9 protein-coding genes are annotated in these 13,758 nt (G+C 74.5%); 6 read left to right on the top strand and 3 right to left on the bottom strand.

Annotation, left to right across the window (positions count from 1 at the left end):
* Positions 1-746: 746 nt before the first annotated feature.
* Both AB0N63_RS25890 and AB0N63_RS25895 read left to right on the top strand, forming a co-directional pair.
* Positions 747-2,108, top strand: coding sequence for a bifunctional o-acetylhomoserine/o-acetylserine sulfhydrylase (locus AB0N63_RS25890; RefSeq protein ID WP_365532039.1), 1,362 nt, complete (start codon positions 747-749; stop codon positions 2,106-2,108).
* A gap of 5 nt (positions 2,109-2,113) precedes the next feature.
* Positions 2,114-3,268: a homoserine O-acetyltransferase gene (locus AB0N63_RS25895; protein WP_365532041.1), complete on the top strand. Its 1,155-nt coding sequence runs from the start codon at positions 2,114-2,116 to the stop codon at positions 3,266-3,268.
* Between the two features lie 262 nt (positions 3,269-3,530).
* On the opposite strand, the gene AB0N63_RS25900 is transcribed toward AB0N63_RS25895, so the two are convergent.
* Complete coding sequence (locus tag AB0N63_RS25900) at positions 3,531-7,139, bottom strand: BTAD domain-containing putative transcriptional regulator (protein ID WP_365532044.1); 3,609 nt, start codon at positions 7,137-7,139, stop codon at positions 3,531-3,533.
* Positions 7,140-7,288: 149 nt separating this feature from the next.
* Here AB0N63_RS25900 and AB0N63_RS25905 point away from each other — a divergent pair, with 149 nt between their 5' ends.
* From AB0N63_RS25905 to AB0N63_RS25915, 3 genes are read left to right on the top strand one after another with little or no spacing between them, the layout of a single operon-like run.
* Positions 7,289-8,539: an MFS transporter gene (locus AB0N63_RS25905; RefSeq protein WP_365532047.1), complete on the top strand. Its 1,251-nt coding sequence runs from the start codon at positions 7,289-7,291 to the stop codon at positions 8,537-8,539.
* Positions 8,540-8,546: 7 nt separating this feature from the next.
* The gene (locus tag AB0N63_RS25910; RefSeq protein WP_365532050.1) at positions 8,547-8,792 is read left to right on the top strand and encodes a hypothetical protein; all 246 of its coding nucleotides are present in this window, start codon (positions 8,547-8,549) and stop codon (positions 8,790-8,792) included.
* A 2-nt stretch (positions 8,793-8,794) separates the two neighbouring features.
* Positions 8,795-9,502: an LLM class flavin-dependent oxidoreductase gene (locus AB0N63_RS25915; RefSeq protein WP_365532206.1), complete on the top strand. Its 708-nt coding sequence runs from the start codon at positions 8,795-8,797 to the stop codon at positions 9,500-9,502.
* On the opposite strand, the gene AB0N63_RS25920 is transcribed toward AB0N63_RS25915, so the two are convergent.
* Positions 9,415-11,211 (bottom strand): acyl-CoA dehydrogenase, encoded by a 1,797-nt coding sequence (locus AB0N63_RS25920; protein ID WP_365532052.1) that lies wholly within the window; start codon positions 11,209-11,211, stop codon positions 9,415-9,417. The two genes, AB0N63_RS25915 and AB0N63_RS25920, sit on opposite strands and share 88 nt — an antisense overlap.
* 57 nt (positions 11,212-11,268) lie before the next feature.
* Complete coding sequence (locus AB0N63_RS25925) at positions 11,269-12,468, bottom strand: AsnC family transcriptional regulator (RefSeq protein ID WP_365532055.1); 1,200 nt, start codon at positions 12,466-12,468, stop codon at positions 11,269-11,271.
* Between the two features lie 119 nt (positions 12,469-12,587).
* Here AB0N63_RS25925 and AB0N63_RS25930 point away from each other — a divergent pair, with 119 nt between their 5' ends.
* Positions 12,588-13,748, top strand: a complete 1,161-nt coding sequence (locus AB0N63_RS25930) for an alpha-hydroxy-acid oxidizing protein (protein ID WP_365532057.1) — start codon at positions 12,588-12,590, stop codon at positions 13,746-13,748.
* The last annotated feature ends 10 nt before the right edge of the window (positions 13,749-13,758 follow it).

Raw genomic sequence — 13,758 nt, forward strand, 5'->3', positions numbered from 1 at the left:
TCCCGGTCTGGCCGGACGGACCACGGTGACCCGGTGGCGTACGGCGGCGGGGCAGGGACCCGCGACCGCCACAGGGCAGTGCGGGAGGAACGGGAGGGAGAGCCGCAGCGGCCGGTCAGCGGGCGTGGCGACACAGCGCGGCGGCGACGCGGACGAGGTCCACGGCGCGGCGGCGGGTCAACGGCTCCAGCGGGAACATGCCGGGATGCAAGCACGAGGCGGATGAACGTGTCAACGCCCGGTCGCGGGCGAAGGGGTTGCGACGGACGGTGCTCGACCGGGCCTCGCCGCCCTCGGTGCACCGCCCGACACCCGGTCTCTGCGCCGACGGACGGCGCACGTCCCCGCGCCCGTGCTCCGGAGTGCGCCCCGCAGCGGGTGAAACGACCGCGATGCGCTGGTGCGTCGCGGCTTCCATGTGGTTACCTGAGTCCATGACCGTGCTCGTGACCCGCCGCCACGTCGACTACGCGCGTGTCACCACCACGGGTTGTCCCGCCGCGAACTGAGCCCTCGCCTTCCGGCCCCCGGGCCGTCTTCCCACCACCGCGAAGCGCCGCACCGAACGCCTCTGCTGCAAGGCCCCGTTCGCGGCGCGTGCGGTCCCTCCGCGCTTCCTCGTACCCATCCGCAGCCGTACCGCCACCACGGACGTACCCGCGCCGCGGCGCGCGCTCCTGCCCGAGACGTACCCGCGTCACGGAACCCGCCTCGCGCGCCCCGTCCTCCGCACCAAGGAGCCTCACATGAGCCAGCCCGTCGACTCCGTCACCGCCGGTCACACCCCCGAGGAGGAGCCCTCCGGCCCCGACACCTCGGCCTGGTCGTTCGAGACCAAGCAGATCCACGCGGGCGCCGCGCCCGACCCGACGACCGGCGCCCGGGTGACGCCGATCTACCAGACGACGTCGTTCGTGTTCCGCGACACCCAGCACGCCGCCGACCTGTTCTCGCTGGCCGAGCCCGGCAACATCTACACCCGGATCCACAACCCCACCCAGGACGTGTTCGAGCAGCGCGTCGCCGCCCTGGAGGGCGGGGTCGCGGCCGTGGCGCTGGCCTCCGGACAGGCGGCGGAGACCCTGGCGATCCTGACGGTGGCCAGCGCCGGCGACCACATCGTCTCCAGCACCTCGCTGTACGGCGGCACCTACAACCTCTTCCGGCACACGCTGCCGAAGCTGGGCGTCGAGGTGTCGTTCGTGGACGACCCGGGCGACACCGAGGCCTGGCGGGCGGCGATCCGCCCGAACACCAAGGCGCTGTTCGCCGAGACGCTGGGCAACCCGCGCGGCGACGTGCTCGACGTGCGGGCGGTCGCGGACGTGGCGCACGCGGCCGGGCTGCCGCTGATCGTGGACAACACCCTGCCGACCCCGTACCTGCTGCGGCCCATCGAGCACGGCGCGGACGTGGTCGTGCACTCGGCGACCAAGTTCCTGGGCGGGCACGGCACGGCGATCGCGGGCGTGGTCGTGGACGGCGGGACCTTCGACTTCGGGGCGCACGCCGAGCGGTTCCCGGACTTCAACGAGCCCGACCCCAGCTACCACGGGCTGCGGTACTGGTCGGCGCTCGGCCCGGGGGCCTTCGCCGTCAAGCTGCGGGTGCAACTCCTGCGCGACCTCGGTCCGGCCCTCTCCCCGCACTCGGCCTTCCTGCTGCTGCAAGGTGTGGAGACGCTGAGCCTGCGCATCGAGCGGCACTCGGCGAACGCGCTGGCGCTGGCCGAGTGGCTGGAGCAGCGGGACGAGGTGGCAGCCGTGCACTACCCGGGGCTGCGGTCCAGCAAGTGGTACGAGGCGGGCCGGACGTACCTGCCCCGCGGTGCGGGCGCGCTGGTCTCCTTCGAGCTGCGGGACGGCGTGGAGGCGGGCAAGCGGTTCGTGGACGCGGTCGAGCTGTTCAGCCACCTCGCCAACATCGGCGACGTACGCAGCCTGATCATCCACCCGGCGTCCACGACGCACAGCCAGCTCGACGAGGAACAGCTGGCGGCCACCGGCGCCTCGCCCGGGCTGGTGCGGCTGTCGGTCGGGCTGGAGAACCTGGCCGATCTGAAGGCCGATCTGGAAGCGGGGTTCCGAGCGGCGAAGGGCGCGTCCTGAACACCGTGCTGACGCCTTCCGCGGTCCCCCTCCCGCCGGCCTCCGGGGCCTGGCGGGAGGGGGACCCGCCCGGGCGTCGCCGGTGGTTCGAGCGCGCCGCCCCGCTGCCGCTGGAGGCCGGCGGTGAACTCCCGTGCGTACGGCTGGCGTTCGAGACCTGGGGGCGGCTCGCGCCGGACCGGTCCAATGCGGTCCTGGTACTGCACGCGCTGACCGGCGACAGCCATGTGGCGGGCGAGGCGGGGCCCGGCCATCCCAGTCCCGGCTGGTGGGACGGACTGGTCGGCGCGGGGCGGGCGCTCGACACGGACCGCTGGTTCGTCGTCGCCCCGAACGTGCTCGGCGGCTGCCAGGGCAGCACCGGACCGTCCTCCCCCGCGCCCGGGGGACGCCCCTGGGGCAGCCGGTTCCCGTTCCTGACGCAGCGGGACCAGGTTGCGGTGGAGGCGGGCTTGGCCGACGCGCTCGGCATCGACCGGTGGGCGCTGGTCGTCGGCGGGTCGATGGGCGGGATGCGGGCCCTGGAGTGGGCCGTGTCGTATCCGGAGCGGACGGGGGCGCTGCTGCTGCTCGCCACGACGGCGGCGGCGAGCGCGGAGCAGATCGCCTGGGCGACCATGCAACTGCACGCCGTGCGCGGCGATCCGCACTGGCGCGGCGGCGACTACCATGACGCGGGTCCCGGGCGCGGCCCGCACGCCGGGCTCGGCCTGGCCCGGCGTCTCGCCCACGTCACCTACCGCAGCGAACCGGAGCTGCAGAGCCGTTTCGGCCGTGCGCCGCAGGGCGCGGAGGACCCCTGGCACGGCGGCCGCTACCAGGTCGAGTCGTATCTCGACCACCATGCCGCCAAGCTCGTCCGCCGTTTCGACGCGGGCAGTTACGTCACCCTCACGGAGGCCATGAACAGCCATGACATCGGCCGGGGGCGCGGCGGTGTGCGCGCCGCCCTGAGCCGGGTGACCGCCCCGGCGCTCGTCGCCGGTGTGGACTCGGACCGTCTGTATCCGCCTTCCCAGCAGGCCGAGTTGGCCGCCGGTATCCCCACCGCGGACCGCCTGCGGGTGATCGAGTCCCCGTACGGGCACGACGGTTTCCTCATCGAGGCGGAACAGGTGGCCTCGCTCGTCACCGAACTCCTCGGCCGGACCGACGCCTGACGGAGCGCTCCGGGGGGCGGCTCGGGTGGCACGGGCCGGGTGGCGCGGCCTCCCCAGCGCGGCTCGCGCGGCGCGGCTCGCGCGGCGAGACCTTGGCGTCGCGGCCACCTTGGCGGAGTGAGGCGCGAAGACGTGCAGAACCTGGCAGTCGTCCGAGGTTGATTCGGCTCACCGAGGAGATAGGCGACGACCAGGGCGAGCACACCGGCCACGAGGCCGGCGATCATGCCGCGGACGAGCAGGTTTCTCACCGTTGCGGAGTTCATGGGCGTGCGGCCTCCCTCGCGTCAGTGGCGGGGGAAGCCGCCTGGCGCCCGGCCTCGGCGGGGCTCAGGGACGTACCGCTCTCGAACGCCTCGTCGAAGGCGGGTACGCCCAGGACGGCCCGCGCCGCGGTGGTGACACGGTCCACGTCGCCGCGTTCGGTCGGCGGCAGCGGCGCGCCCACGCCACGGCGCGCGGCGTGGGCGGCGCCCAGGAGCCGGGCCGCACGCGTGGCACCGCCGCGCTCACCGGAGAGGGCGGCCACGCCCGCCAGCCCCTCCAGGCAGAGGGCGAGGGCGCGCGGCTCGTCCAGGGTGCGGGCGATCGCGAGGCCCCGCAGATGGTGGGCGGCCGCCTGCTCGGCGTCGCCGCGGAGTTCGGCGAGGAAGCCCAGTTCGGCGTGGAGCAGGTGGTCGCCGGCCGGGGAGGACACCTCGGCGTGCCGCTCCCGGATGCCCAGCAGGCGCGTCCCGGCCTCGTCGAGGTCGCCGCGGCGTCGCGCGCCGAGGGCCAGCCCCATCTCCGCGTGGATCTCCCCGTACCGGTAGCCCTGCTCGACGGCGATACGCCGGGCCCGTTGGTGCAGGTCGCGCGCCCGCTCGAAGTCGCGGGCGAGCAGTGCGAGGCGGCCGAGTCCGGAGAGCCGGGCCGAGACCTCGGCGCGCAGGCCCAGCTCCCGGGCCATCTCCAGGCCCTCGCGCTGACAGCGCTCGGCCCGCGCGTACTCGCCTTTGATCTCGGCGAGCGCGGCCAGCGGGGACACGGTCTGCAACTCGCCCCAGCGGTCGCCGAGGGCGCGGAAGAGGGTCCGGCTGCGCTCCCCGTCGCGGGCCAGGGCGCGCAGGTCGCCGCGGACCAGGGCGAGCGCCGCGCGCAGGCCGAGCGCCGCCGCGACGCCCCACCGCTCGTCCGCGGCCTCGAAACGGGTGAGGGCGCGGGTGTTCAGCGTGTCGGCGGCGTCGAGGTCGCCGACGCTGAACATCCCGTGGGCGTTCAGCCACAGGGCGCGGGCTCGGCGGGTCACGGCGTCGGGTGTGGGGTCGGTGAGTGTGAGGGCGGTGGGTGTGAGGGCGGTGGGTGCGGGTGTGTCAGTGCGTGTGAGGGTGGTGGGTGCGTCGGAGGGCGGGGGTGGCGTGCGGTCGCCGGTCAGGAGGGCGAACGCGTCGTGCAGCAGCACGAGTTCGGGCACGGGGACGGGGGCGGGGGTGGCGTCTCCCTGGACGGCCATGGAGGCCGTAATCGCCTTGGTCGCCGTGAGAACGGTGGTCAGGTTGCGGCGGGCCTCGGTGAGACGGCCGCGCAGCAGCCACCACCAGGACAGGGCGGTGACGAGCCGTACGGCCTCCTCGCTCCGGCCGGCGACGGCCCGCCGTGCCGCCTCGTCCAGCGCGGCGCGCAGGTTGCCCGCCTCGGTGTCGAGCCGGGCGAGCCACTCCCGCTGCCGTGCGCCGCGCAGCTGCGGCTCGGCGTGTTCGGCGAGGGCGAGATAGTGGCGCAGATGGCGCTCGCGTACGGCCGTCTCGTCGTCCGTCTTGCGCAACCGCTCGGCGCAGTACGCGGCGACCGACTCCAGGAGCCGGTAGCGGGGGCCGGCGGGTCCGTCCGTGACGACGACGAGTGACTTCTCGACCAGCCGGGTGACCAGGTCGAGCACGTCGGCGCCGGGTACGCCGTCGCCCGCGCACACCGCCTCCGCCGCGTCGAGGCCGCAGCCGTCGCTGTGCACGGCGAGCCGGCCGAGGACGAGGCGTTCGGGCTCACTGAGCAGCTCCCAGCTCCAGTCGATCACCGCGCGCAGGGTGCGTTGACGGGCGGGCGCGGTGCGCTGCCCGGAGGTGAGCACCCCGAAGCGGTCGCCGAGGCGAGTGGCCAACTCCCGTGCGCCGAGGGCGCGTACGCGGGTGGCGGCCAGCTCGAGGGCGAGGGGGATGCCGTCCAGGCGGCGGCAGATCTCGGCGACGGCGGTGCGGTCGGAGGCGGGGTTGAAGCCGGGGGCGCGGGCGGCGGCGCGTTCGGTGAACAGCCGTACGGCGTCGTCCGGTCGGAGCGGTTCGACCAGGAACACGGTCTCGCCGGCCAGCGCGAGGGGTTCCTGGCCGGTGGTGAGGATGCGCAGGTGGGGGGCGCTGTTCAGGAGGGACACGACCAGTTCGGCGGCGGCCGCGACGACGTGTTCGCAGTTGTCGAGGACGAGGAGGGTGCGGCGATCGCGCAGGGCGGCGGCCACGCGCCGTAGGGGCGTGGGGGGTGCGGTGCCGGTGGGCGAGGGGGCGGCGGGGGCGTCGTCGCGGATGCCGAGGCTCGCGGCGACGACTTCCGCGAGGTCGTCGGGGGTGGCGGTGCGGAGCCCCGCGAACTCGACGAACCACACTCCGTCGGGCAGCCCGGCGGCATCCCCGCCGGAGGCGGCGTCCCGCGCGGCGGCCACCGCCAGGCGGGTCTTGCCGACGCCGCCGGGACCGGTGAGGGTGACCAGTCGCTCCCGGCGGAGGAGCCGGCCGAGACGACCGAGGGCCTGTTCGCGACCGATGAGGGCGGTCAGGGGCGCCGGGAGGTGGACGGGGACGGCGGGGGCCGTGGAAGCGGCGGATCCGCCAGGGCCGGTGGACCCGCTGGACGCTGCGGTCCCGGCGGTCCCAACAGCTCCGGTGGACCCACCGGACGCCGCCCCGGTGGGCGTGGTGGATGCGGCGGACACGACGGTCGCAGCGACCCCGGTGGCTTCGGCGGGCGTCGTGACGCCTCCCGGTCCCGGGGCCGCCACGGCATCGTCCACCGGCGCCCCCGGGGCACCCACCGCAGCCGCCGGAGCGGGCGCCGGGACCGAAGCCGAGGCCGGGCCCTGGGCCGGGATCGGCACCGGGACCGGGGCGTCGAGTTCCGGGGCCTGTCGTAGCATCGCCCGGTGGAGCGCGCTCAGTGCGGGGCCGGGACACGCGCCCAGTTCCCCGGCGAGTCGGACGCGCAGGTCCTCGTACGAGGCGAGCGCCCGGCTCTGGTGGCCCGCCCGGTACAGCGCCAGCATCTGCACGGCGCGCAGCCGTTCCCGTAGCGGGTGTTCGGCCACGAGGGCGGCGAGTTCGCCGGCGAGGAGCAGATGGTCGCCCGCCGCCAACCGGGCCTCGGCGCGTGCCTCCACCACGGCCAGCCGTTGCTCCGCCAGGCACTGGCGCGCCGCCCGGACGAACTCCTCGTCGGCGAAGTCCGCGTACGCCGGCCCCCGCCACAGCCCGAGCGCCTCGGTGAGCAGCGCCGACCGCACCCGCGGGTCGGTGACGGAGCGGGCGCGGGCGACGAGGCCGCCGAACCGCTCCGCGTCCACCTCGTCGGCCGCGCCGAGCCGCAGCCGGTAGCCCGGCGGCTGCCGCACCAGCCGCTCCCGGCCGAGCACCCGGCGCAGTTGGGAGACCTTGGCCTGTAGCGCGCCCGAGGGACGGGCGGGCTGATCGTCGCCCCAGAGGTCGTGGATGAGGCGGTCGGCGGAGACGGGGCCGCCGTCGTGCGCGAGCAGGTCGGCCAGCAGCGCCCGCACCTTCGTCTCGGGCACCCGGACCGGCTCCCCCTCGTCGTCCCACACCGCGAGTGGTCCGAGCACGCCAAACCGCATGTCCGCAACCGTACCCGCGCGCCGGGGAGTTCGCGCGGTCGCCGGCGGCCCCGAAGCGTTCCCGAAGCAATTCCGAAGCATTTCCGAAGTGCTCGCCCGCACAGTCGTCGCGACCTCGCCCCGAACCCACGGACACGGAGCACACGTCCATGAGCACGTCACCCGACACGAGCGGCACGCCCGCCACGGCCGGCCCGCGACACCTCGACCACCCCCGCCAGAAGCTCCCCCTTCCCGCCCTCCTCGCCCTGGCCACCGCCGTCTTCATCACCAGCCTCACCGAGACCCTCCCGGCCGGCCTGCTCACCGCGATGAGCCGCGATCTGGACGTGAGCGAGTCGGCGACCGGGCAGACGGTCACCGTCTACGCGATCGGCACCGCGCTCACCGCGATCCCGCTGACGGCGGCCACCGCGACCTGGCGGCGCAAGCGGCTGCTGCTGACCGCCGTGGCCGGCTTCGCCGCGGCCAACACGGTCACGGCGCTGTCCTCCGTCTACGGGCTGACGATGGCGGCCCGTTTCGTCGCGGGCGTCGCCGCCGGCCTGGCGTGGGCGCTGCTCGCCGGCTACGCGCGGCGCCTCGCGCCGGTCCCCTTGCAGGGCCGGGCCATCGCCGTCGCCATGGCGGGCATCCCGGTGGCGCTCTCCCTCGGCGTCCCGGCCGGCACCTTCCTCGGTCACGCCCTCGGCTGGCGGGTGGCGTTCCTGGCGATGTCGGCGCTGACAGCGGTGCTGCTGGCGTGGATCACCGCCGCCGTGCCCGACCACGCGGGGGCGCGGCGCGGCCGACGTCCGCGCACGCTGGACGCGTTGGGGGTGCCGGGCGTGCGCCCGGTGCTGTTCGTGACGCTCGTCTTCGTCCTGGCCCACACGGTGCTGTACGCCTACATCGCCGCGTTCCTGGACGGGCTCGGGATGGAGGACCGCACCGATGTGGTGCTGCTCGTCTTCGGCGCCGCCTCGCTGGTGAGCATCTGGGTCGTCGGCGCCCGCATCCAGCGGCGGCTGCGGGCGCTGACCCTCGCCGGGACCCTGCTGGTGGCGGCCGCCGCCGCGCTGCTCGCCCTGCTGACCGGGGGCGGCGCGCCGGTCTACGCGGCGGCGGCGTTGTGGGGGCTGGGATGGGGCGGCGTACCGACCTTGCTGCAGACCGCCGCCGGCGACGCGGGCGGCGAACACGCCGACGCGGCGCAGGCGATGCTGGTGACGCTGTGGAACGTGGCGATGGCCGCGGGTGGCGTGCTGGGCGGGGTCCTGCTCGACGCGCGCGGCAGCGGCTCCTTCCCGCCGGCCGTGCTGCTGCTCCTGCTGCCCGTGCTCCTCGTCGTGCTCGCCGCCCGCGACCACGGCTTCCCGGCCCGCCGCAGCGCCGGCGCGCGCAGCGGAACGGAGATGTGAGAAGCGAATGTCCCCCACAGAACAGCACCCCAGGCAGATCCATCTCGCCGCGCAGCTGCCGGGCGTCCACAACGTCACCGTCTGGTCGGGCCCGCGCTCCACGAGCCAGATCTCCGTCGACAACTTCGCGCATCTGGCGCGGACGGCGGAGCGCGGCCGGTTCGACTTCCTCTTCCTCGCCGAGGGCCGCGCCTGTGCGAGCACAAGGGCTCGATCCATGAGTTGGACGTGGCGAGCCGCCCGGACAACCTGACGATGCTGGCCGCGGTGGCCGCCGTCACCACGCGTCCGGGTCTCGCCGCCACCGTCAACGCCACGTTCAACGAGCCGTACGAGGTGGCGCGTCGGCTCGCCACGCTCGACCACCTCAGCGGCGGTCGCGCCGCGTGGAACGTGGTAACCGGCCATGACGCCTTCACCGGCGCGAACTTCCGTCGCGGCGCCTTCCTCGCCGAGGCCGACCGTTACGACCGGGCCGCGGAACTCCTGGCGGTGGCAGGTGAGTTGTGGGACAGCTGGAGCCGCCGGGACCTCGCGCCGATCCGCTCGCCGGTGAGTTCGCGCGTGCGGGGGCCGGTGCGTTCGCCCACCGTGGACGGCACTTCGACATCTCGGGCCGCTTCTCCACACCGCGCCCCGCAAGGCCACCCCCCTCCGCGACCGCCTGCACCTGCCGCATCCGCGCAACAGGTACGCACCGGCGGACTGAGCATTCCGGCGGGCCCGTCGATGCGTCACGGGCCTTGTGCGTCTTCCCTGTCCCCGCGCAGGGAAGACGCTGCCCGGGTGCCGTCGCCGTACGCTCGGCCGCCCCGATGCCGCGCCGGGCACCTGCCTGACGGGCCGTCAGGGTGCCGGAGGTGTCCGCCCGGCGGTCAGAAGTGGTCCGGGTGCATCTCCAGGGTCGTACGGTCCAAGCTCTCCAGCAGGTCGAACTGCGGTGCGGTGCGCGGGAGTTCGTAGCGGAAGAAGTAGCGTGCCGCCTGGCGCTTGCCCGCGTAGAAGTCGCCGTCGCGGCCGTCGGCCGCGAGCAGTTGCTCCAGCCAGATCCAGGCGAGGACGGTGTGCCCGACTGCCTCCAGGTAGACGGAGGCGTTGGCGAGGGCGGTCCGCGGGTCTCCGTCGGCCCACAGCCGCCCGGTCACGGTGACGATCCGGGCGAGCGCGGCGTCCAGGCTCCGCCCCAGTTCGGCGAGTTCGCCCTCCGCGGCGGCGGCCCGGGCGGTCGTGGCGGAGATCGTCTCCGCGAGCAGCCGCAGGCCCGCGCCGCCGTCCGCGACGACCTTGCGGCCCAGCAGGTCGAGGCCGTGGATGCCGTGGGTGCCCTCGTGGATGGCGTTGAGGCGGTTGTCGCGGTAGAACTGCTCGACGTCGTACTCGCGGGTGTAGCCGTAGCCCCCGTGCACCTGGATGGCCAGGTCGTTGGCCTCCAGGCACCACTGGGAGGGCCAGCTCTTGGCGATCGGGGTGAGGACGTCGAGCAGGAGCCGGGCCCGGTCGCGCTCCTGCTGCGTCGCCGCCGTGCGCTGCTCGTCCAGCAGCCGGCCGCAGTAGAGGATGAGGGCCAGAGCGCCCTCCACGGAGGACTTCTGGGCCAGCAGCATCCGTCGTACGTCGGCGTGCTCGATGATCGGCACCTGGGGTGCCGTGGCGTCCTTCGCGGTGACCGGGCGGCCCTGGGGGCGGGTGCGGGCGTAGTCCAGGGCGTGCAGGTAGCCGGTGTAGCCGAGGGCCGTGGCGCCGAGGCCGACGCCGATCCGGGCCTCGTTCATCATGTGGAACATGTACGCCAGCCCGCGGTGCGGTTCGCCCACCAGGTGGCCGACGGCGCCGGGGACACCGCCCGGACGGAAGCCGCCCTCGCCGAAGTTGAGCAGGGTGTTGGTCGTGCCGCGGTAGCCCATCTTGTGGTTGAGGCCGGCCAGGACGACGTCGTTGCGCTCGCCGAGCGTGCCGTCGGACCCGACCAGGTACTTGGGGACGATGAACAGCGACAGGCCCTTCACCCCGGGCGGTCCGCCGGGGATGCGGGCCAGGACCAGGTGGACGATGTTCTCGGTCAGCTCGTGGTCGCCGCCCGAGATCCACATCTTGTTGCCGAACAGCCGGTACGTGCCGTCGCCCGCCGGTTCGGCGCGGGTGCGCACATCGGCCAGCGAGGACCCGGCCTGAGGCTCCGACAGGCACATGGTGCCGGTGAAGCGGCCCTCGACCATGGGGCGCACATACGTGTCGATCTGCTCCGGGCTGCCGTGGGCCAGCAGCAGGTTGGCGTTGCCGATGGTGAGGAAGGGGTACGCGGCCGTCCCCACGTTGGCGGCCTGGAACCAGGCGAAGCACGCGTCGGCGACCACGCCGGGCAGTTGCATGCCGCCCACCTCGGCGTCCATGGCGCCGCCGATCAGCCCGGCGTCGGCGAAGACCCGCAGGGCCTTCTCGACCTCCGGGATGATGTGCACCCGGGTGCCGTCGAAGCGCGGCTCCTCGGCGTCGTTCTTCTTGTTGTGCGGGGCGAAGTGCCGGGTGGCGATCGTCTCGCTGAGGTCCAGCGCCGCGTCGAACGTCTCCCGCGAGTGGTCGGCGAAGCGCGGGCGCGCGGTGAGCGCCTCCACGTCGAGCCATTCGTACAGCAGGAAGTCGAGATCACGACGGGACAGCAGCAGGGAGGCCATGGTTCTCTTCTCGGCTTCTCGGTGGTGGGCGTACCGCAGGGAATACTAAGCGGTTGCTTACGCCAGGTCCACACGTCCCGGCTCCGCCCAGATGTCGGGCGGGACCACGCCCACGGACCGGCCGCACGGATCGAGCAGGCGGCCGAGCAGTTTGTCATGGCGCAGGGTGACCGTCCGGTCGGCGATGTCGAGGCCGGGACGGGCGGCCGCCAGCCGCGACTCCAGGCGCGGCACGTCCGCCACGGAGTGCAGGCTGGCCTGGAGGAGCAGGTTGTACGGGCCGGTGACCGCGGCGCAGTTGCGGATCTCGGGCCACCGGACCAGGGCGTGGCCGATCTCGGGCAGTTCTGCGGGCGGCGCCGTGGCCCGGAAGGTGACCGCCACCGGCCAGCCGCCGAGCGGCCGGGCGAAGTCGCAGCGGAAGCGCAGCAGGTCGAGGCGGACGAGCTGGTCCAGCCGGCGCCGGGCGCTCGACAGGCTGACCCCGAGCGCGGTGGCCAGGCTCTGGTAGGAGGCGCGCCCGTCGTGGGCCAGGCGGGCCAGCAGCGCCCGGTCGAAGTCGGTGATCTCGCGGTGACCGTCGCGGGGCGGCCGGGTGGCGGGCGCCGTGGTCAGGCGGGTGCGCTGGTCCGGGTCGAGGGCGGCGATGCGCCACCGGCCGCCCTCGGCGAACATGTGGGTGACGATCCTGGCCCGGACCGCCGTGACGCCCTCGACACGCGGAAGCAGGTCGAGGGTGTAGCGGGAGAGCGCGGCCAGGTCGGCGGCGGCGACGGTGGCGAGGATGTCATGGCCCGCGGCGCACCGTTCGAGGGTGAGCAGGTGCGGGTGCGTCCCGAGGACGGCGGCGGTCCGGGCTGCGGCTCCGGGAGCGCAGTCGATCTCGACGAAGGCGGCGCAGACCCGCTCGAACAGGCGCGGGCCGGGCGACAGTCCGACCCAGGCGGCGCCCTGGCGGGTCAGCCGGGCGAAGCGCCGGGCGACGGTCACCGGATCGGCCCCGAGGGCGCGGCCGAGGTCGGTCCAGGAGGCCCGGGGGCGCAGCTGGAGGGCGTGGATCAGCGCCAGGTCGCCCTCGCCGAGCGGCTTCGCCGTTGCCCCGAGAGGTCTCGTCCCCGTGCTGTGCGGCTTCGCCGTTGTGCCGGGAGGCCGCGTCCCTGTGCTGTGCGGTTCCGCCGTCGTACCGGGGGGCTCCGCCGTCGCCGCTGTGCCGTGCCGTTTCGCCGTCGTACCGTGCGGTTTCGCGGTTTCCTGCATCCGGGGCCTCTCCGGGGCGAGAATCCTGCGTCTGGGGGGAGGATGGGGGATCTTCTTCCACTCTAGTCAGGGGTCCGCGCCGGGCGGGCCGGGACCGGAGCGACGCCGGGAGGCCGGGCATGGCTTTCGCCGACTACCAGAACGAGATCTACCTCGACGGGCTGCGCGGTGTGGTGCCGGGCCTGCCGATGACGTACCGCGACCTGGAGCCGGTGGCGCAGGCGGCGATGACGCCCTCCATCCGCTCCTACGTGGCGGGCGGCGCGGGCGACGAGCACACCCAGCGGGCCAATGTCACCGCGTTCGAGCGGTGGGGACTGGTGCCGCGCATGATGGTCAGCCCCACCGAACGCGACCTGAGCGTCGACCTGTTCGGCATGCGGCTGGCCACGCCGCTGTTCATGGCGCCGGTCGGGGTGATCGGGCTGTGCGCGCCCGACGGGCACGGCGATCTGGCCACGGCCCGCGCCGCCGCCCGCACCGGGGTGCCGATGGTCGCCTCCACCCTCACCGTCGATCCGCTGGAGGAGGTGGCGGCCGAGTTCGGCGAGACGCCCGGCTTCTTCCAGCTCTACACCCCCACCGACCGGGAGGTGGCGGAGAGCCTGGTGCACCGGGCGGAGGCCGCCGGGTTCAGGGGCATCGTGGTCACCCTGGACACCTGGATCACCGGCTGGCGTCCGCGCGACCTGACGACCAGCAACTTCCCCCAGCTGCGCGGCCGCTGTCTGGCCAACTACTTCTCCGACCCGGTCTTCCGCTCCCGTCTCGCCAAGGCCCCCGAGGACGATCCGGGGGCCGCCGTACTGCACTGGGCGATGACCTTCGGCAACCCGCTCACCTGGGACGACCTGGCCTGGCTGCGGTCGCTCACCGAGCTGCCGCTGATCCTCAAGGGCATCTGCCACCCCGACGACGTGCGCCGCGCCCGGGACGGCGGCGTGGACGGCGTGTACTGCTCCAACCACGGCGGCCGGCAGGCCAACGGCGGCCTGCCGGCGCTGGAGGCGCTGCCCGGTGTGGTGGAGGCGGCCGACGGGCTGCCCGTGCTGTTCGACTCCGGTGTGCGCACCGGCGCCGATGTCGTCAAGGCCCTCGCGCTGGGCGCCACCGCCGTGGGCGTCGGCCGCCCCTACGCCTACGGGGCGGCCCTCGCCGGCACGGACGGCATCGTCCACGTGCTGCGGTCGCTGCTCGCCGAGGCGGATCTCCTGATGGCCGTGGACGGCTACCCCGCCCTGGCCGACCTCACCCCGGACACACTCCGTCGCGTCGGCTGAGTGACGGGGC

Source organism: Streptomyces sp. NPDC093260 (assembly GCF_040683715.1).
GTDB lineage: Bacteria > Actinomycetota > Actinomycetes > Streptomycetales > Streptomycetaceae > Streptomyces > Streptomyces sennicomposti.